Here is a 19,492-nt window from a genome sequence, read left to right as displayed (position 1 = left end):
GCGGGGGTGTCGTCCATGAACTTCGTGACCGGGAAGACGACGTCCGTCCGCGCCGCCGAGCCGGGCCGCAAGCGGGCGCGGAAGGCCGTGAAAGGGGCGTCCCAGGAGGTGTCCCCGGAGGCCGCCCAGGAGGCACCCCATGCCGCGGGCGGCAACGACGATCTGCCCGACCTGACGCTGACCGACCGGGCCTACCAGCAGCTGGAAGAGATGATCACGACCCTGGTGCTCCCGCCCGGCCTCGTGCTCGGCGAGCAGAACCTGGTCCAACGGCTCGGGATCGGGCGGACCCCGATCCGGGAAGCCCTTCAGCGCCTCGCGCGCGACGGGCTCGTCGTGGTCATGCCGCGGCGCGGTATCCTGGTGTCGGACATCAACGTGCGCTCGCAGCTGCGGCTCCTGGAGACGCGGCGCGTCCTGGAGCGCCTGATCGCCCGCCTCGCCGCGGAGCGATCCACCCTGGAGGAGCGCGAGGTCTTCGCCGGGCTCGCGCAGGACATGCGCGACGCGGCCGCGGCGTCGGACGATCTGGCGTTCATGCGCCTCGACCGGCAGTTCAACGAGCTGATCGCGACGGCCTCGCGCAACGAGTTCGCCGTGCGCTCGCTGGAGAGCATGGCGGGCCTGTCGCGGCGGTTCTGGTACCAGCACTACAAGCAGGCGGCCGATCTGCCGCTGACCGCCAACCTCCACGCGGACGTCTGCGAGGCGGTCGCGCGTCGCGACGTCGAGGCTGCCGGCGCCGCGTCGGACAGGCTCGTCGACTACATCGAGAGCTTCGCCCGCAAGACGTTGGATCTCTGAGGTCGCGCGACGGGACCCGTGTCGGGCGGTCGGCGCGGCGGTCAGTCAGGGGAGGGGCGGGCGGCGGCCGGCGATCCGGTCCCGGCCGCCCCTCTGTCGTGACCCCTACGACGCGACGCGCGCGGAGTCTCCGAGGCGGGGTGCTTCCGGCGAGCCGGTCACGCGGGGGCTCCCAGAGCGACCGCCTGGGTCGCGCGGCGGTAGATCAGGAGCGTGGCGACGAGGCCGCACGCCCCGCCGAAGGCCATCCAAAGCCCGGGGGCCGCGCGGTTGCCCGTGGCCTCGATGAGCCACGTGGAGACGAGGGGCGTGAAGCCGCCGAGGAGCGCCGTCGCCAGCGAGTAGGCGAGGGAGAAGCCGGCCGTGCGCACGCTCGCCGGGATCACCTCGGTCAGCGCCACCACCATCGCGCCGTTGTAGCTGCCGTACAGGAAGGACAGCCACAGGAGGGCCATCAGCATGTTCCCGAAGCTCGGGTTGGCCACGAGCCAGCCCAGCACCGGGTAGGCGGTGAGCAGGGTCAGCGCCGAGAAGACGAGCAGGAGCGGCTTGCGCCCGATCCGGTCGGACAGGGCCCCCATGACCGGCAGCCAGAACAGGTTCGACAGGGCGGTGCAGAAGGTCACGAGAAGGCTGTCGGTGTCGGACAGCTTGAGCACGGCCTTGCCGAAGGTCGGGGTGTAGACGGTGATCGTGTAGAACGAGATCGTGGTCATGCCGACGAGCAGCATGCCGAGCAGCACGATCTGCCAGTTGCTGGCGAGCGAGCCGAACACCTCCTTCATGGAGGGGCGGTGCTTGCGCTTCAGGAACTCCTCCGTCTCCTCCAGCGACCGCCGGATGTAGAACAGGAACGGCACGATCGCGCAGCCGATGAAGAACGGGATCCGCCAGCCCCAGTCGTTCATGTCGGCGAGCGAGAGGGCGTGGTTGAGGATGTAGCCGATCACGGCGGCGAACATGACCGCGACCTGCTGGCTGCCGGATTGCCAGGACACGTAGAAGCCCTTGTTGCCGGGGGTGGCCATCTCCGACAGGTAGACGGAGACGCCGCCGAGCTCGACGCCGGCCGAGAAGCCCTGTAGCAGGCGCCCGACGAGGACCAGGAAGGGCGCGAACAGGCCGATCGTGCCGTAGCCGGGGACGAAGGCGATCAGGATCGTGCCGGCCGCCATGATGCCGAGCGTGACGATCAGCCCCTTCCGGCGGCCGATACTGTCAACATAGGCGCCGAGGAAGATCGCGCCGAGGGGCCGCATCAGGAAGCCGGCGCCGAACGTCACGAAGGTCAGCATCAGCGAGGCGAACTCGTCGCCGACCGGGAAGAAGGTCTTGGAGATGTAGGTGGCGTAGAAGCCGAACAGGAAGAAGTCGAACATCTCCAGGAAGTTGCCGCTGGTCACGCGCAGGACCGTGGCGACTTTGGAACTCGACGGATGGGCCTGTATCATTGCTGTCTCCCTCAGGCGCCGGAGCGGTCGCAACCGCACGAGGGAAGCGTCGGTTCTGAACGGCTGACGATCGCTCGTGGCGATCGGGCTGCAGCCGCAAACCAATCCTCCCATGTATTCGCGCCGACTTCGCAGCGCTTGACGCCGCTATACGCCGGTCAACCTGTCACGAAGCTGTCGCGGGACCCGGTCTCAGCGGCCTTCCACGGCGCGCCGCCAGCGCCGCAGCATGCGGGCGTGCCGGATCTGGTCGAGGTTGGCCAGCAGCTCCGGCCCGACCGGGACCGGCCGCAGGGCCGGGGCGGACGCGACCGGGTCGTCGGCCCGGCGGGCATCCGTCCGGGCCGGCGTGAGCGACCGGGCGGCGAGCCGCGCCTGCCCCTCGCGGGACAGCATGTAGTCGAGGAACATGCGGGCTGCGGCGGGATGCGGCGCGTCCTTCGCGATGAAGGCGATCCGCGAGACGAGGAGCGTGTAGTCCGTGGGCAGCACGAGGCCGATCGCCGGATCGTGCCGGGCTCGTTCGAGGGCGTAGGCGCCGAACACGCCGTAGGCGAGGACGGCCTCGCCCGCGGCGATGCGGTCGAGCATGGTCTCCGTCCGGGTGTAGAGCTTCACGCCGGCCTGCCCGAGGGCGGAGACGAGGTCCCACGTCCGGGGCGTCACGTCCGCGTCCTGCGCGAGGATCAGCGAGCCGACGCCGCTCCGCTCCGGATCGTAGGCGGCGACCTTCCCCTGCCACGTCTCGGGGTGGTCCGTCAGGGCTCGGATCAGGTCGGCGCGGGTCTGGGGAACCTGCTCCGGCGGGAGGACCGACCTGTTGTAGGCGATGGCGATCGGCTCGGCCGTGACGCCGAAGGCCTCGTTGCGCCACACCGCCCAGGCCGGCAGGGAGGCCGCCTCGGGGGACGCGTAGTGGGCGGCGTATCCGTCGTTCACCAGCTTGATCTGGCGATCCATGGCGGAACTCCACACGATGTCCGCCTCGACCGCGCCGGCCGCGGCCTCCTCCACGAAGCCGTCGTACAGGGTCGCGGAGTTCATCTTGGTGTAGGAGACCGCCACGCCGGGATGGGCCTCGCGGAAGCCCGCGAGGAGGTCGGCGACCTCGGCCTCGTCGGTCGTCGCCCGCACGACCACGACGGTCGCGCCGCGCGCCGCGGCGGACCCGGTCCCCTCGGCCGCCGGAGACGGTTCGACCTGTGCCGAGGCCGGGCCCGGACCGGCCATCAGCAGCAGGACGAGGCCGACGACAGCGGGAGCGCGCACCAGGGTCTGCCCTTCGAGAGCCGCGGGAGTCCCCGCAGCTTCGCCGTGCAGAGACCGGGCGGGAATGCTAAACTCGGAGGACCGCTTCGGCCAACACGATCGATGACGGGAGGAGCATGCGCGTTCTGGTCGTCGAGGACGATGCCGCCCTGGCGCGCGGCCTCGTCGCCGCCCTCCGGCACGGCGGATACGCCGTCGACCACGAGGCGGACGGAGCGGACGCGGTGCAGCTCGCGCTGAGCGAACCCTACAGCCTCATCGTCCTGGACCTCGGCCTGCCGGGCCTGCCGGGCTTCGAGGTCCTCAAGGCCGTCCGGGCGGCCGGCTCGACCGTTCCGGTCATGATCCTGACCGCGCGCGACGCCATCAGCGACCGCGTCCGCGGGCTCGATCTCGGGGCGGACGATTACCTGCTCAAGCCGTTCGACCTCGCGGAGTTCGAGGCGCGGGTGCGGGCGCTCGTCCGCCGCGGGCAGGCGGTGCCGAACCCGGTCCTGCGCTGCGGCGCGCTGGAGCTCGACCGGGCCGCGGGCACCGTGACCCTCGGCGGGGCGCCCGTCGCGCTGCACCGCCGGGAACTCGCCGTCCTGACCATCCTGATGACGCGCGCCGGGAAACCCGTCCCGAAGGAACGGCTCAGCGCCGAGATCTTCGGCTTCGACGAGGCGGTCGCCCCGAACGCCCTCGAACTCTACGTCGCCCGCCTGCGGAAGAAGTTGCAGCCGGACGGGCCCGAGATCCGCACGATCCGCGGCCTCGGCTACCTGCTGATGCCGGTGTGACCCCGCCGCGCGCGCCCTCGATCCGGCGGCGCCTGCTCGTCCGCATGCTGCTGCCGGCCCTGGCGCTCGCGCTGCTGCTCGGCTTCGCCGGCGCGCTCGTGATCCGGAACGTCGTGGAGACGACGCACGACCGCCTGCTCGACGGGTCCGTCCTGGCGATCGCCGAGCGGCTGACCGTGGAGGACGGCGAGGTGTCGGTCGACCTGCCCCGCGTCGCCCTCGGGATGCTGGAGAGCCAGGCGCAGGACCGGATCTACTACAGCGTCACCTACGGCGGGGCGCTGGTGACCGGCTATCGCGACCTCCCGGGCCTGGACGTCGACACGCTCCCGCTCGGGGTGACGACCCATCGCGACGGCATCGTCCGCGGGGCGGCCGTGCGGATCGCCGCCCAGGCCCGGCGGGTCTACGGGAAGCCGGACCCGGTCCTCGTCCAGGTCGCCGAGACGCGCGAGGCCCGCCAGGGCCTGGAGCGACGCCTGCTCGCCGGGCTCGCGCTGGCCGAGCTGGGGCTGATGGGCCTGATCGGGGCCCTGTCGTGGTACAGCATCGACAGCAGCCTGAGGCCGCTGACCCGGCTGAGCGACGCGATCGACCGGCGGGCGGTCCCGGGCGCGATCAACCTGCAGCCGCTCGACGTGGCCGGGGTGCCCCGCGAGGCGCTGGCCCCGGTGCTCGCCCTCAACACGCTGCTCGAGCGCCTGGAGCAGGCGATCGCGGGGGAGCGCACCTTCACGTCGGACGCCTCGCACCAGCTGCGGACGCCGCTCGCCGTGCTCAGGATGCACGTGGAACTGCTCCGCAGGCTCACGCCCGGGGAACCGGCCCACGCCGCGGCGATCGACGATATCGACGGAGCCGCGCGGCGCCTGGAACGCCTCCTCGCGCAACTGATCGCGCTCGCCCGCGCCGATGCGGGCGCGGCCGCCACGGACGCCGCCGCGGCGATCACCGACCTGAACGACATCGCGGCCCGCGTGGTCACGGAACAGGTGCCCCACGCCCTCGCGCGCGGGGGCGAGATCGTGCTCGATCGCCCCGACGGCGCGGTCCCGATCGTGGGCGATGCGTTCATCGTCGGCGAGATCCTCACCAATCTCGTGGACAACGCGATCCGCTACAACCGTCCCGAAGGCACCACCGTCGTCCGTGTCCGGCGCACGGAGACCGGCGCCTGCGTGGACGTCGAGGACGAGGGCCCGGGCATACCGCCGGAGGTGCGCGAGAAGGTCTTCGAGCGATTCTACCGTGTCGCGACGCGAGACGGTCCTGACGGCAGCGGCCTCGGGCTCGCGATCGTCCGAGCCCTCGCGGACCGGATCGGCGGGGCGGTCACGCTCGGTTCCCGCGTAGGCGGATCGGGACTGGTCGCGCGGGCGCGCTTCCGCGCGCCGTAGTCGCTGCACGAGACGACGGTCCGGTGCGTTCGGCCTTGTCCGGCCGCCCGACCCGGGTCGCCTTCGCCGTGGTTGCCGGCTCGGATCTGCGCCGGCCTGCTCTCGTGCCCGGCCGGAACAGGCCGACGCCCTCCGGTAAGCCGAAGCCGGCGGGGAGCGGCGCACCTGCGCGCCGGCGTCTCGGACACGTCATCCGATCACAGCACTTGAAAGATACCGCACGGTAGGTATCTTCGAGGCGGGGACGATTCCCGTCACTCCTGGGAAGGGGCCATGGCGACCGCCTATCATCGCAAGAAGCGGCCCGAGCTCGTCCGGCGCGCGCTGCTCGATTGCGCAGCCAAGCTCGCCCTGGAACAGGGCCTGTCCGCCGTCACCGTGCAGGCGGTCTGCCACGCCGCCGGGGTGACCAAAGGGGCCCTGTTCCACCACTTCCCGAGCAAGCAGGCCCTGGTCGAGGGCGTCGTCGCCGACCTGATCGCGCAGCTCGACGCGGAGATCGACGCGGCGATGGCGAAGGATCCCCGGCCGTACGGCCGGTACACCCGCGCCTACGTCGACATCACGCTGCACGACCCGATGATGACCGAGGGCAGCCAGTGGGCCGCTCTCCACATCTCGATCCTCGCCGAGCCGCCCCTGCGCCGCATGGTGTCGGCCTGGTTCGCGGAGCGCCTGCACCGCCACCGCGACACCGACGGGAGTGCCGACCTCGAGTTCGTCCGGCTCGCCGCCGACGGCGCGTGGCTCGCCTACCTCGTGCGCGAGAAGCCGAGCGACCCGGTCCCCGCCCTCGACGCGCTCCGCGACCGCCTCGTCGCGATGACATTGGCTGAAACGTCCGCGCACCCGGGCGGCGACCGGGACTGAGCCATGGGATCGACCTCGATGGATGGGTTCGCCCCCGCCCGCGGCGCGGACGGGCCGGGCGATGCCGCGGAATACGGCGACCTGGCCGCGCGGCACGTCTCCGTCGCTCGGATCCTCACCCTGTTCCGCCCCTACGCGAGCCGAATCGCGCTCGTCATCGGGCTGATCGCGCTCGCCTCCGCCGCGGGGCTCGCCGCCCCGTTCCTGCTCCGCGAGATCGTCGACGTCGCGCTGCCGCGCGCCGACCTCGGACTGCTCGGCCGGCTCGCCGCCGGCATGGTCGGCCTCGCCGCGCTCGGGGCGGGCATCGGCGTGCTGCAGGCCCTCGTCACCGCGAAGGTCGGGCAGGCCCTCATGCACGACCTCCGGGTCCGCGTGTACGCGCACCTGCAGTCGCTTCCGCTCGGGTTTTTCACGGCGACCCGCTCCGGCGACATCCAGTCCCGCATCGCGAGCGACATCGGTGCCCTCCAGGCGCTGGTCACCCACACGGCGGGTGAGGCCACGCGCAACGCCAGCGCGGTGGTGATGACCGCCGCGGCCATGCTGCTGCTGGAATGGCGGCTCGCCCTGTTCTCGTTCCTGGTCCTGCCGCCGGCGACCTGGATCAGTGTCCGCGTCGGCCGGTTGCGCGAGGAGACAACCTACGCGCAGCAGGAACGCATCGCCGAGATGACGTCCGCGGTGCAGGAATTCCTCTCGGTCTCCGGCATCGTCCTCGCCCGCACGATGGGCCGCGTCCCGCATCTCGCGGAGCGCTTCGCGCGGGCCTCGCGCGCGGTGGCGAACCTGGAGGTCCGGTCCCACACGGCCGGGCAGTGGCAGTGGTCGGTCATCGACCTCGTGCTGCAATCCCTGCCGGCCCTGACCCTGTTCCTCGGCGGCTGGATGGCGGGCGCCGGGACGACCATGACCATCGGCACCCTCGTCGCGATGATCGCGCTGCAGGAGCAGATGCTGTTCCCGCTGGAAGAGGTCCTGCGCACGGGCGTCGAGGCCCGGAAGACGCGGGCCCTGTTCGCGCGCATCTTCGAGTACCTCGACAAGCCGGTCGGCATCACCGAGCGGCCCGACCCCGTCACCCTCGACCCCGCCGAGGTCGCCGGCCACGTGCGCCTCGACGGCGTGACGTTCTCCTACGACCGAGCCGGCCCCGCCACGATCGCCGGCGTCACGCTCGATATCCCGGCCGGGTCGCACACCGCCATCGTCGGCGCGACCGGCTCGGGCAAGTCCACCCTCGGCCATCTCCCGGCCCGGCTCTACGACGTCGATGGCGGCGCCGTGCTCTACGACGGCGTCGACGTGCGCGACCTGAGTCTCGCCTCCCTCTCCGAGGTGCTCGGGGTCGTGACGCAGGACCCGTTCCTCCTCCATGCCAGCGTGGCCGAGAACCTGCTCTTCGCCCGGCCGGATGCGACGGTCGCCGAGATGGTCGCGGCGGCCCGGACGGCCCAGTTGCACGAAATGGTCGCCGCCCTGCCGGACGGGTACGACACGCTGGTGGGCGAGCGCGGGCACCGCTTCTCGGGCGGCGAGCGGCAGCGCCTCTCGCTGGCACGGACCATCCTGCGCGACCCGCGCGTGCTGCTGCTCGACGAGGCGACGAGCGCCCTCGACACGGCGACGGAGCGGGCGATGGTCGAGGCCCTTGCCCGTCCAGGCAAGCCCCGCACGACCATCACCGTCGCCCACCGCCTCTCGACCGTCCGCCGGGCCGACCAGATCGTCGTGCTCGATCGGGGGCGCGTGGTCGAATGCGGCACGCACGAAGCCCTGCTCGCCCGCGGAGGCGCCTACGCGCGCCTCGTGCGCAAGGCGGCCTGACGACCACGATTCCAGGACGGATCTCCATGCCTTCACACGCACCGGCCCGGCGGTCGCCGACCCTCGCCGCTCTCGGCCTCGTCGCGGCGCTCGCCCTGCAGGGCTGCAAGCCCGGGGCGGACGGTCAGGCACCGGGTGGTCCCGGATCGGCGGGCTCGCCGCCCGACGTCTCGACCGCTCGAGCCGAGCCCGGGACGGTGCCCCGCACCCTCGACCTGCCGGGTCGCCTCACCTCCACGCGGGTCGCCGAGGTCCGGGCCCAGGTCGCCGGCATCATCCAGGAGCGCGCTTTCGAGGAAGGCAGCCTCGTCCGGAAGGGCGATGTCCTCTTCCGCATCGACCCCGCCGTCTACCGGGCCGAGGTCGATGCCAAGTCCGCGGCCCTCGACCGGGCCGAGGCCACGCGGGTGCAGGCGCTGAAGCAATCCGAGCGCACCGAGACCCTTCTGGAGCGTCAGGCAGCCAGCACCGCCCAGCACGACCTCACGATCGCCGCCCTGCGCCAAGCCGAGGCCGACGTCGCGAGCGCGAAGGCGCAGCTCGCCCGCGCCCGGATCGACCTCGACTACGCGACCGTGCGCGCGCCCATCGCCGGCCGCATCGGCCGGGCCCTCGTCACGGAGGGCGCCCTCGTGGGCCAGGGCGAGGCGACCAAGCTCGCGCTGATCCAGCAGGTCGATCCGATCTTCGCCGATTTCAATGCCCCCGCGGCCGATCCGGGGCGGCTGGCGGAGCGGGCCACGGGCAAGGAGGAGACGGCGGTCCGCCTCGTCCTGCCCGACGGCGCGCTCCACGCCGATGCCGGGCGTCTGCTGTTCACGGATGTGAGCGTCGACCCGGGCACCGGGCAGGTGTCGCTCAGGGCCACGTTCCCGAACCCGAAGGTCGTCCTGCTGCCGGGCACCTATGTCCGTATCCGCCTTGCGCAGGGGACGGTGCCGGGCGCGGTCGTCGTCCCGGCCCAGGCCATCCAGCGGTCGAGCGCCGGCGTCGCGCAGGTCTTCGTGGTCGGGGAGGACAGGATTGTCGCGCTGCGCCCTGTGCGGGCGGGGGCGCTGACGGATGCGGGCTGGATCGTCGAGGACGGGCTCAAGGCCGGCGAGACCGTCGTGGTCGAGGGTTTCCAGCGGATACAGCCCGGCATGGCGGTGAACCCGGCGCCCTGGCAGGGCCCCCGGACGTCCTCCGCCTCCGCGAAGCCCTGACCGCGCCGGGACCGCACCATGACCCGCTTCTTCATCGCGCGCCCGATCTTCGCCTGGGCGATCTCCATCTTCATCGTGCTGGTGGGGGCGATCTCCCTCGCGTTCCTGCCGGTGTCGCAATACCCGGACGTGGCGCCCGTCACGATCCAGGTGAGCGCGACCTATCCCGGTTCTCCGCCCGAGCGGCTCTACGACGGGGTCACGCGCATCATCGAGGAGGAGCTGAACGGCATCCCCGGGCTGATGTACTTCGAGAGCACCAGCGACATGTCCGGCATGGCGCAGATCATGGCGTCCTTCGCGCCGGGCTCGGACGCGTCGAAGGCGACGGTGGCGGTGCAGAACCGGATCAAGCGCATCGAGGCGCGCCTGCCCCGGGCGGTCACGCAGCAGGGCGTCATCGTCGAGGAGGCCAGCACCAGCTTCCTGCAGTTCGTCACCGTCTCCTCGAAGGACGGCGCCCTCAGCGAGACCGACCTCGGCGACATCGCCGCCCGCCGCCTCCTCGGCGAGTTGCGGCGGGTGCCGGGCGTCGGCCGGGCCACCCTGTTCTCGTCCGAGAAGGCGCTGCGCATCTGGATCGACCCGGTCAAGCTCGTCGGGTTCGGGATGACGCCGGGCGACGTCACGGCCGCGGTGGGTGCGCAGAACGCGCAGGTCGCTTCAGGGACCGTCGGCGCGCAGCCCGCGGCCGAGGGCCAGCGCATCGCCGCGAACGTGCTGGTGAAGGGGCAGCTGACCACGCCCGCCGAGTTCGCCGAGATCGTGCTGCGCGCCAACCCCGACGGGTCGCTCGTGCGCCTGCGCGACGTGGCCGAGGTCGAGCTGGGCGGCCAGTCCTACACGATGCAGACCCGCCTCGACGGGCGCCCGGCCGCCGGCATCGGCATCCAGCTCGCCCCGGGCGCGAACGCGCTCGCGGCCGCCGGCGGCGTCAAGGCGAAGCTCGCCCAGCTCCAGCGCACGCTGCCCGCCAACATCCGGGTGACGGTGCCCTACGACACCACGCCCTTCGTCGAGGTGTCGATCCGGAAGGTGCTGATGACGCTCGCCGAGGCGATGGCCCTCGTCTTCGCGGTGATGTTCCTGTTCCTGCAGAACGTCCGCTACACCCTCATCCCGACCATCGTGGTGCCGGTGGCGCTGCTCGGCACCTGCGGCGCGCTGCTGCTCGCCGGCTTCTCGATCAACGTGCTGACCATGTTCGGCATGGTGCTGGCCATCGGCATCCTCGTCGACGACGCCATCGTGGTGGTCGAGAACGTCGAGCGCATCATGGGCGAGGAGGGGCTCCCGCCGCGGGAGGCCACCGCCAAGGCGATGGGCCAGATCACCGGCGCCATCGTCGGCATCACGTCGGTGCTGGTCGCGGTGTTCGTGCCGCTCGCCTTCTTCCCCGGCTCGGTCGGGGTGATCTACCGGCAGTTCGCCGTCAGCATGGCGACCTCGATCGCCTTCTCGGCCTTCCTGGCCCTCTCGCTGACGCCCGCGCTCTGCGCCACGCTGCTGAAGCCGGTCGAGAAGGGCCACCATCATGCCAAGGGCGGCTTCTTCGGCTGGTTCAACCGCCGCTTCCACGCCGGCACGGGGGCCTACCGGTCCGGCGTGGCGGGCCTGCTGCGCCGGCCCGTTCGGGCGCTCCTGGTGTACGGCCTCCTCGTGGCCGCGCTCGGCTGGGGCTACTGGCGCATGCCGTCGAGCTTCCTGCCCATCGAGGACCAGGGCTACGTCATCGTCGACGCGCAGACCCCGCCGGAATCCGCCACCGGCCGCACGCTCGACGTGGCCAAGCGCATCGAGGAGCACTTCGCCAAGGAGCCCGGCATCGACAGCCAGACGCTGCTCCTCGGGTTCGGCTTCTCGGGCCAGGGGCAGAACGCGGCCATCAACTTCGTCGGGCTGAAGCCCTGGGGCGAGCGCGGGCCGCAGGACAGCGCCGACGCCATCACGGCCCGCGCCAACGCCGCCCTCGGCGGCCTGCCCGACGCCATCGCCATGTCGCTCTCGCCGCCGGCCATCGACTCGCTCGGCAATTCGAGCGGCTTCGCCTTCCGCCTCCAGGACAAGGCGCAGCAGGGCCACGCGGCGCTGGCGGCCGCGCGCGACCAGCTCGTCAAGGCGGCGTCCCAGAGCCCGATCCTGCAGGGCGTCTACGTCGAGGGCCTGCCGACCGCGCCGCAGATCGAGCTCGTCCTCGACCGCCAGAAGGCCAGCGCGCTGGGTGTCACCTTCGCCGACATCAACGACGCCCTCTCCACGAGCCTGGGTTCGGCCTACGTCAACGACTTCCCGAACCAGGCGCGGATGCAGCGGGTGATCGTCCAGGCCGAGGCGGCCCGGCGCATGAAGGCGGAGGATCTGCTCGACCTGAACGTCCGCAACGCCAAGGGGCAGATGGTGCCGTTCCAGTCCTTCGCCCGGGTGCAATGGACGATGGGCCCGTCGCAGGTCGTGGGCTTCAACGGCTACCCGAGCATCAAGATCTCCGGCAGCGCCGCCCCCGGCTACGCCAGCGGCGACGCCATGGCCGAGATGGAGCGGCTGGCGGGGCAATTGCCGCCGGGCTTCGACTTCGCCTGGACCGGGCAATCGCTGCAGGAGAAGCTGTCGGGCTCCCAGGCGGTCTATCTGCTGGCGCTGGCGCTGTTCTGCGTCTTCCTCTGCCTGGCCGCGCTCTACGAGAGCTGGTCGATCCCGCTCGCCGTGCTGCTCGTGGTGCCGACCGGCGTGGTCGGCGCGGTCTTCGCGATGCTGATGCGGGACATGCCGAACGACGTCTACTTCAAGGTCGGCCTGATCACGGTGATCGGCCTGACCGCGAAGAACGCCATCCTGATCATCGAGGTGGCCAAGGACTTCGTGGCCAGGGGCGTGCCCGTCCGGGAGGCGGCGCTGGAGGCGTGCGAGCTGCGCTTCCGGCCTATCGTCATGACCTCGTTCGCCTTCATCCTCGGCGTCGTGCCGCTCGCCGTCGCGACGGGGGCCAGCATGAACAGCCAGCGGGCCATCGGCACGGGCGTTCTCGGCGGCATGGTCACCGCGACGGTGCTCGCCGTCTTCGTCACGCCGCTCTTCTACGTCCTGATCGCGCGGGTCTTCGGTTCCGCGGCGGCCGGTCAGCCGGAGGCCGGTCCCGTCCGGCGCGGCATCCCGGTGCCCTGAGGGTGCTCATCCTTGCCAGCGGCGCGGCGGGATATCCCTCTGCTGACGCGAGCCGCTCAGCCGCAGGAGAACGACGGGGTCGGGTGGGCTTCCGCGGGTTTGCTTCGGGAACGGCACTCCGGAAAAGATGCCCTTCGCCGCTTGCAGATTTCCCGACCGACAGCCGGAGGGCTCTCAGGGCGCTTGATCTCTCGGCGCCCATGTTGTACCGAACGGTACAACATGGTTCTGAGAGGTGATCCTGATGTCCCGACCCCCGCTTCCCCCGTTCACCGAGGAATCCGCGATCCATAAGGTGCGTCTTGCCGAGGATGGCTGGAACACGCGCGACGCGGCCAAGGTCGCGCAGGCCTATACGCCCGACACGCGCTGGCGGAACCGCGTCGAGTTCGCGACCAATCGCGAGGAGGCGCAAGCTTTCCTCACTCGGAAGTGGAACAAGGAGCACGAATACAGACTGATCAAGCAGTTGTGGGCCTTCACCGGCAACCGTATCGCGGTGCGCTATGCCTACGAGTATCGCGACGACGGCGGGCACTGGTTCCGCGCCTACGGCAATGAGAACTGGGAGTTCGCCGAAGACGGATTGATGGCGCACCGTCATGCCAGCATTAACGAGATGCCGATCACCGAGGCGGAACGGAAGTTCCGTTGGCCGCTCGGGCGCAGACCCGACGATCACCCCTCGCTCAGCGACCTGGGCCTTTGAGCACGAAGCGCGTCCTCACCGAACGGGCCGGTGCCGTGCCGGCACTCGCGGAAGCGTTCCGCGAGCACGGGTTCGAGGGCGCGAGCCTGTCGGTGCTGTCGAAGGCGACCGGCCTCGGCAAGGGCAGCCTCTACAACTTCTTTCCCGGCGGGAAGGAAGAGATGATGGAGGCGGTTCTCGCCGACATAGACGCTTGGTTCGAGAAGGTCATCTTCTCGACGTTGGAGCATGCGCGCGATCCGACATCGGCCGTCACGTTCATGATCGACGATGTGACGGAATACTTCCGATCCGGCAGGAGAGTCTGTCTCGTCGGCTGCATTGGCCTGAATGCCTCCGGAGCCGTTTTCGCGGAGCGGATAAGGAGCTACTTCGCGCGCTGGATATCGGCTCTGGCCCGGTGCCTGAGAGCCGGCGGCGTTCACGAACCGCAAGCCTCGCAACTCGCTGAGGAGGCGGTTTCGGGGATACAGGGCGCGATCGTGCTGGCGCGAGCCTTAGGGGACGATGCCGTCTTTCTCCGGGTGGTTCATCGACAGCGTTCTGTCTTGATCGATGCCATCGCCAATTCTAGCGCATAGTGGTAGAAGTCTGATCATTTGCGGTGATATGCTATGACAAGTACACATTCAACGATCAGTTGCAGTTTGTAACATTTGACGTTCGCGACGAATTGGTCGCCCGATCGAGTGTGCCCGGCGACGATCCGTCTCCACCGCGCTCAGGTCCGCATTTCTCGTCGTGCACCGGACTGGGCATATGAGACGGTGACACGGCTGCTTGCATCCGAATGTCCGGTTCGGGGATGCCGCTGAACAGGCCGGAATGGCCGTGTTGGGTCGCGAGGCGTCCGTCCTCTCTTCCGGCAGCCGGCCTTCCGAGCCGATCACCCGGCGTCCGCCAGCATCGGCCGCCGCAGACCGCCTGCACGAGCGTCTCCGACGGGTGAATCTCTGCCGTTCCGTTTCCGAGCTGCAGGGGCATCGGAGCGGACGACTTCGTTCCGCAGGCGCCCCGATCTTCCGTAATCTCGGGGATGGCCGCGGTCGCCATCTGCCCGGCTCGATCGGGCCGACGTCCAGGCCGCACCGAGCCGTGTCGCGGCTCGCAACCTGAACCAAACTGTCTCGGGAAATCCCGCGTGGTACAGCGATCGCGGCCGCCGGGTGCCGGTCCCTCGATCGACTCGACAGCCAACCGATATTTACCAAGCCGTTCGATGTCCTGGGAAGCTCCGGGGTCAGGTTGCGTAGTTGTCTTGAGACTCAACCACAGGATGCATAATCTGCGGCTATGCGCGTCACATCCGCCATTGGCCTCGCCTCCGTGTTGCTCTCTGCGGGGTCCGCCGTCGCCTTCGCCCCCGCGCTGTTCGCGGCGGGACCGGCCGCCGTAGGCCAGCTGTGTACGGAGAGTGCAGGGACCGTCTCTTGTGCGAACGGTTATGCGGGCTTCCGAGGCCCCTCGGGGAAGCTCTGGATTGGCAAAGATCGCCGGGGGACCGTGATCGTCAGCATCGATGATCGTCGGAACGATCAGGAGCCATCCCGGCGCGAGCAGGATCACGGACGCTTCGTCCTCGAGCAGGCGTGGTGAGGCTCGGATCTTTCGCCCGTCGCCGCTGCCGTGCAGTTGAGACCCGGGTCGTGGCGTGACGGGCGGTGGCTCTCTCGGAGCGCCGCCAGTGACGAGGCCGCGAACCGAAAATTTGGTAAGGCCGTGGAAGCCTCACGCCTTATCGGAGGCCGATCCAGCAGATCGCGCATCCTGCGGGTCGATGGGGTCATCGATGGGCCAGGGCTGGCGAGCCGGCTCCGGAGGGAACCGATCGAGAGGATGGACTGGCGACCCGTCGCAGACGGTCGAGAAGTTCCAGCCTAATAGCGGGCCGCGGCCGTGCAGGGTCAGGTTTCCCCACGCTCCAACAGCAGGCGGTAATCGGCCAGGGACATTGTCCCGGTGTCGCGCGGGTCGATCGCTCGCCGATCGCGGTCGGGCAGAACATCCGCGAACAGATCGATCCTCTTCCAGGCCGGGACCTCGCCCGCTCGTGCCCGCCCCGGCACGAAGCCTGACGTACTCTCCCGACGGTACCGGTGGATGTAGCGCGGGCAGTTCACGAACACCTCGGCGATGTCGATCTTGAGCACCAGCTCAGCGCCAGGATGACGTTCCAGGTCCCTCGCGTCGCGGGCGATCCGCGCCGTGCCGTGGAGGCGCAGGCGGTGCGGCGTCTCGAAGTCGATGAACAGCAGGCCGAGCTTCGGGTTGGCCGCGAGATTCCCGGCCGTGAGGTACATGCCGTTGCCGTCGTAGCTCGGCAGCTCGATGACGCGCGGGCCCGCCACGCGCACGAAGCCCCGCGCACCGCCCTTGTACGAGCAGGTCGGAAATCCCCGATGGTCGACGGAAGTGATGAAGACCAGGTCCTGCCGCGCGATGAAGGCCTGCTGGGTCGCCGTGAGTTCGCTCGTGACCGACAGGCTGCGCAGCCGGTTCGCGAGGTCACCCGTCTCGAACGCCTCTTGGAAAACCCGGTGACGGGGACCGTAGAGGTTGCTGATCGCGCCCAGAGGCGGCGCGAACACGGCCGCGTCGGGTTTCGGCGCGGTGCTCCAGCGCAGGCGTTCGAGGCAGATCGCCCAGGCCGCCCTGTACCGGTCGGCGGTGTCCTGCCGGTCGAGCCGCGTATGAGAGAGCGTCAGCTCGGTCACGTCGACCCCGAGGGGGCGCAGGTCGATCTCGACGCGCGACGGCGGTCCGGCGAGCGGTCCGTCGCCGGCATAGTGCCACGTCATCGCGAGGCGCCGCGGCGGCACGATCTCCAGGTACTCGCCGGACACCGCGTAGGCGCGCCCGTCCGGATTGCAGCCTTCGAGGCTGAAGCGGCCGCCGACCCGCAGGTCGCAGCTCGCGTCGCGGACCTCGCCGGCCCCCGGCGTGAGCCAGCGGGCGAGGCGGCGCGGGTCGGTGCAGGCCTCGAACACCAGGGCCGCGGCGGCATCGAGCTGCCGGACCAGGGCGATGGCGATCCGCGGGGGGCCGGACGCGGCGTCGGGCGCGGTGTCGGGCGCGGTGTCGGACATGGCGTGGGCGATCCGTCAGGCGATGGCGTCGAGGGCACGGCCCCGCGTCTCGTGCAGGCACAGCGCCGCGACGAGGAAGGCGACGGCGAGCACGGTCAGCGCGTACCAGAGGCCGGCATAGATGTTCCCTGTCGCCGTGAAGGCCGAGAAGGCGATGGCCGGCAGGAAGCCTCCGAACCAGCCGCCGACGGCGTGGGGCACGGACAGCGCCGTGGTTCGGATGCGCGTCGGAAACAGCTCGATCATCCAGGCCGCGAGCGGGGCTGAGGCCAGGGCCACGAACACGTTGAGGAGGCTGAGGAGCGCGATCAGCGCCGGCAGGTTCGTCTTGGCCGGATCGGCCTCGGCCGGGTAGCCCGCGGCCGCGACGGCGCTCGACAGGGCTTTGCCGAACTCGGCTGTCCGTGCCCCGAGCGTCGCCTTGTCGAGCCCGGTCCCGTCGAAGGAGGCGAGACTCGCCTCGCCGATCTCGATCCGCACCGGGCTGCCGACCGGCAGATCGCGCGTCGCATAGGGGATGCCGAGCTTGGCCACCGCCCGCCGGGCGAGGTCGCAGGGGCTCTCGAACCGGGCGATGCCGAACGGGTCGAACTGGCGGCTGCACCCGGCCGGATCGGCGGCGACCACGAAGGGCTTGGCCGCCACGGCCGCCGCGAGGTCGGGATGGGCGAAGCGCGTCACGCCGGCGTAGACCGGCCATGCCAGCAGCGCCACACCGAGGAAGCCCGCGAGCATGACCGGCTTGCGGCCGATCCGGTCCGAGAGCCAACCCGCCGCGACCATGCAGGCGACGAGGGCGAGGCTGGAGCCGAGGATCGTGTAGTGCAGCAGGAACGGATCGATCTTCAGGTTCAGCATCAGCAGGTAGATCGGGTAGGACCCCGTCGCGCCGGCCACCGATTGCCCGGCGACGAGACCGAACAGGACGAGGAGCACGATCCGCAGGTTCGCCCATCGCCCGAGGGCCTCGCGGACCGGCCGGCGCGATCCGCCCCCGCCCCGGCGCATCCGCAGGAAGACCGGGGATTCCTGCAGTTTCAGCCGCATGTAGACCGAGACCAGCATCAGCACGGCCGAGAGCAGGAAGGGGATCCGCCAGCCCCAAGCCGCGAAGGCGGCCTTGCCCAGCACGGACTCGCAGGCGATCACGACGAGGATCGCCAGAACGAGGCCGCAGGCCATGGTGATGCCCACCGCGCTCGTCGCCAAGCCGCGCCGGTCCGCGGAGGCGTGCTCGGCGATGTAGGTCACGGCACCGCCGAACTCGCCCCCGAAGGCGAGGCCCTGCACGATGCGCAGGCTCACGAGCAGCGCCGGCGAGGCGACGCCGATGGCCGCGTAGGTCGGCAGCAGCCCGATGGCCACCGTCGCGCCGCCCATGATCACGATGGTCAGGAGGAAGGCGTATTTTCGCCCGACGCGGTCCCCCAAGGGGCCGAAGATCAATCCGCCGAAGGGCCGGGCGAGGAAGGTCACGGCCGCGGAGAGCAGGGTGAAGATATAGGCGTAGGCCTCGTCGAGGCCCGAGAAGAACTGCCGGGCGATGATGGCGGCCATCGGCCCGAACAGGACGAGGTCGTAGGCCTCGAACACCGCACCGAGGGACGAGGCCAGGATCACCCGCCGGATGCGGGTCCGCTCCTCCGGGACGCGCCCCGGCGCGATCGCGCAGGGCGCCTGTCCGGCGCGCGCGGAGGGACGAGGGACGGCGATGTCCTGAGCCATGATGGTCCTCCCCATGTCTTCGGGTCGTCGGCGGGCGGGATGCGGGCTCAGGGCGGTCCCGCCTCCCGCTTCATCTCCGCCAGCAGGTCCTCCAGGGCATCGAGGCGCGCGGTCCAGAAGACTTCGTAGGCCTGGAGCCACCGGTGAGCCTCCATCAGGGCCATCGGCTCGAGGCGGCAGAGATGCGAGCGCCCGCGCACCTGCCGCGTCACGAGCCCGGCGGCCTCCAGGGTCCTCACGTGCTTCGAGACCGCGACGCTCGACATCGGAAAGGCCGGCGCGAGCTCGGCGAGCTTGAGCGGTTTGTCGGCCAGCATCCGCACGATCGCCCGACGCGTCGGATCGGCGAGGGCGTGGAACAGGGCGTCCAGCGTCGGATCGGGTAAGTCAACCATACGGTATTATGAAAAACCAAATGGTTTTATGTCAAGACGCGGATTCGGATGAGCCGCGGGCGCCGCCGGTGGGTCACGGGCCTTCCGGACGTCGATTTCCGCGGCTTCGCGCACGCCACAGGCGCGAGACTCGTCCGGACGGAGCGCGCGGCGGCGAGCGGTCTCCTGATCTGTCCGCTCGACTGCCGGAGTAGCCGGCCTCGCGAACGTCGGCCCGGGTCGCCTTTCCGCTGGAGCGCCGCGCGGCTCGCGACCCGAACCGGGACGCGCAGACCGCGTGTCCCCGTCATCGAGACCGGCCCTGCACCGGCTGCGCATCGGTTCTGGTCGGGGTGAGGTGCTGATCCGTTGACCGCTACGGAGGATGCAGATGGCGGCCGTTCCGCCTCGCGCTTCACGACGCCCGAGCCATGACATCGACACGTGATAGCGGACCGACGATCACCGTTCTGATCTCCGGAGACTTCGAGCGCGCCTATCGCATGGCGATCCCGAGCTTCGAGCAGGGAACAGGCATCAAGATCGAGACCCTGTCGGGCGCGTCGCAAGGACGTGACCCGAAGACGATCCGCTACCAGCTTGACCACGGTGCCGAGGTCGACGTCGTCATCTGTCCAACGAAGGGCTGCATGAACTCGTCGACGCGAGGCTGATCGCCGAGGGCTCGATTGCCGAGCTTGTCCGTTGTCAGATGATTTGAGACGATTTGGGACGCTCAGGAAGGGAGGCTCTGGTCCACCTGGGTTGAGAGGTTGGGCAGCCTGCGCGTGGTGGCGCAAGCGGCGGTCCATAAGGGTCTGGCGCTTGATC

Annotated in this window: 15 protein-coding genes; 10 read left to right on the top strand and 5 right to left on the bottom strand. The window is 70.4% G+C overall.

The window, feature by feature from the left end; all coding sequences use genetic code 11:
- Positions 1-15 precede the first annotated feature (15 nt).
- Positions 16-804 carry a GntR family transcriptional regulator gene (locus ACLBYG_RS29610; protein WP_447683850.1) on the top strand — a complete coding sequence of 263 codons (789 nt, stop codon included), beginning with the start codon at positions 16-18 and terminating at the stop codon, positions 802-804.
- Positions 805-962: 158 nt separating this feature from the next.
- Here ACLBYG_RS29610 and tcuC read toward each other — a convergent pair whose 3' ends face one another.
- Positions 963-2,255 (bottom strand): tricarballylate/proton symporter TcuC, encoded by a 1,293-nt coding sequence (gene tcuC / locus ACLBYG_RS29605; RefSeq protein ID WP_447683849.1) that lies wholly within the window; start codon positions 2,253-2,255, stop codon positions 963-965.
- Between the two features lie 192 nt (positions 2,256-2,447).
- Positions 2,448-3,524 (bottom strand): ABC transporter substrate-binding protein, encoded by a 1,077-nt coding sequence (locus ACLBYG_RS29600; protein ID WP_447683848.1) that lies wholly within the window; start codon positions 3,522-3,524, stop codon positions 2,448-2,450.
- 116 nt (positions 3,525-3,640) lie between these two features.
- Between ACLBYG_RS29600 and ACLBYG_RS29595 the strand changes: the two genes are divergently transcribed.
- The 8 genes from ACLBYG_RS29595 to ACLBYG_RS29560 all read left to right on the top strand — a co-directional run bounded on the left by ACLBYG_RS29595 (position 3,641) and on the right by ACLBYG_RS29560 (position 14,057).
- Positions 3,641-4,306 carry a response regulator gene (locus tag ACLBYG_RS29595; RefSeq protein ID WP_447683847.1) on the top strand — a complete coding sequence of 222 codons (666 nt, stop codon included), beginning with the start codon at positions 3,641-3,643 and terminating at the stop codon, positions 4,304-4,306.
- The gene (locus ACLBYG_RS29590; RefSeq protein ID WP_447683846.1) at positions 4,303-5,703 is read left to right on the top strand and encodes a sensor histidine kinase N-terminal domain-containing protein; all 1,401 of its coding nucleotides are present in this window, start codon (positions 4,303-4,305) and stop codon (positions 5,701-5,703) included. The genes ACLBYG_RS29595 and ACLBYG_RS29590 overlap by 4 nt, the downstream gene beginning before the upstream one ends.
- Positions 5,704-5,976: 273 nt before the next feature.
- Positions 5,977-6,573, top strand: a complete 597-nt coding sequence (locus ACLBYG_RS29585) for a TetR/AcrR family transcriptional regulator (protein ID WP_447683845.1) — start codon at positions 5,977-5,979, stop codon at positions 6,571-6,573.
- An 18-nt stretch (positions 6,574-6,591) separates the two neighbouring features.
- The gene (locus ACLBYG_RS29580; RefSeq protein WP_447683844.1) at positions 6,592-8,400 is read left to right on the top strand and encodes an ABC transporter ATP-binding protein; all 1,809 of its coding nucleotides are present in this window, start codon (positions 6,592-6,594) and stop codon (positions 8,398-8,400) included.
- Positions 8,401-8,426: 26 nt separating this feature from the next.
- Positions 8,427-9,605: an efflux RND transporter periplasmic adaptor subunit gene (locus ACLBYG_RS29575; protein WP_331298345.1), complete on the top strand. Its 1,179-nt coding sequence runs from the start codon at positions 8,427-8,429 to the stop codon at positions 9,603-9,605.
- Between the two features lie 18 nt (positions 9,606-9,623).
- Positions 9,624-12,767, top strand: a complete 3,144-nt coding sequence (locus ACLBYG_RS29570) for a multidrug efflux RND transporter permease subunit (protein ID WP_447683843.1) — start codon at positions 9,624-9,626, stop codon at positions 12,765-12,767.
- 244 nt (positions 12,768-13,011) lie between these two features.
- Complete coding sequence (locus tag ACLBYG_RS29565; protein ID WP_447683842.1) at positions 13,012-13,476, top strand: nuclear transport factor 2 family protein; 465 nt, start codon at positions 13,012-13,014, stop codon at positions 13,474-13,476.
- Entirely contained in the window at positions 13,473-14,057 is a 585-nt protein-coding gene (locus ACLBYG_RS29560; RefSeq protein ID WP_447683841.1) for a TetR/AcrR family transcriptional regulator, read from the top strand. Before ACLBYG_RS29565 ends, ACLBYG_RS29560 begins: the two co-directional genes overlap by 4 nt.
- A 1,323-nt stretch (positions 14,058-15,380) precedes the next feature.
- Here ACLBYG_RS29560 and ACLBYG_RS29555 read toward each other — a convergent pair.
- From ACLBYG_RS29555 to ACLBYG_RS29545, 3 genes are read right to left on the bottom strand one after another with little or no spacing between them, the layout of a single operon-like run.
- Complete coding sequence (locus ACLBYG_RS29555; protein WP_447683840.1) at positions 15,381-16,562, bottom strand: SRPBCC domain-containing protein; 1,182 nt, start codon at positions 16,560-16,562, stop codon at positions 15,381-15,383.
- Positions 16,563-16,577: 15 nt separating this feature from the next.
- Positions 16,578-18,287, bottom strand: coding sequence for an MFS transporter (locus ACLBYG_RS29550; protein WP_447683839.1), 1,710 nt, complete (start codon positions 18,285-18,287; stop codon positions 16,578-16,580).
- Positions 18,288-18,334: 47 nt separating this feature from the next.
- The gene (locus ACLBYG_RS29545) at positions 18,335-18,682 is read right to left on the bottom strand and encodes an ArsR/SmtB family transcription factor (protein ID WP_447683838.1); all 348 of its coding nucleotides are present in this window, start codon (positions 18,680-18,682) and stop codon (positions 18,335-18,337) included.
- Positions 18,683-19,092: 410 nt separating this feature from the next.
- On the opposite strand from ACLBYG_RS29545, the gene ACLBYG_RS29540 reads away from it, so the two are divergent.
- Positions 19,093-19,335 carry a hypothetical protein gene (locus ACLBYG_RS29540; RefSeq protein WP_447683837.1) on the top strand — a complete coding sequence of 81 codons (243 nt, stop codon included), beginning with the start codon at positions 19,093-19,095 and terminating at the stop codon, positions 19,333-19,335.
- The last annotated feature ends 157 nt before the right edge of the window (positions 19,336-19,492 follow it).

It is taken from the genome of Methylobacterium sp. D53M (assembly GCF_053345625.1).
This window is presented reverse-complemented; position numbering and strand designations above follow the sequence as displayed.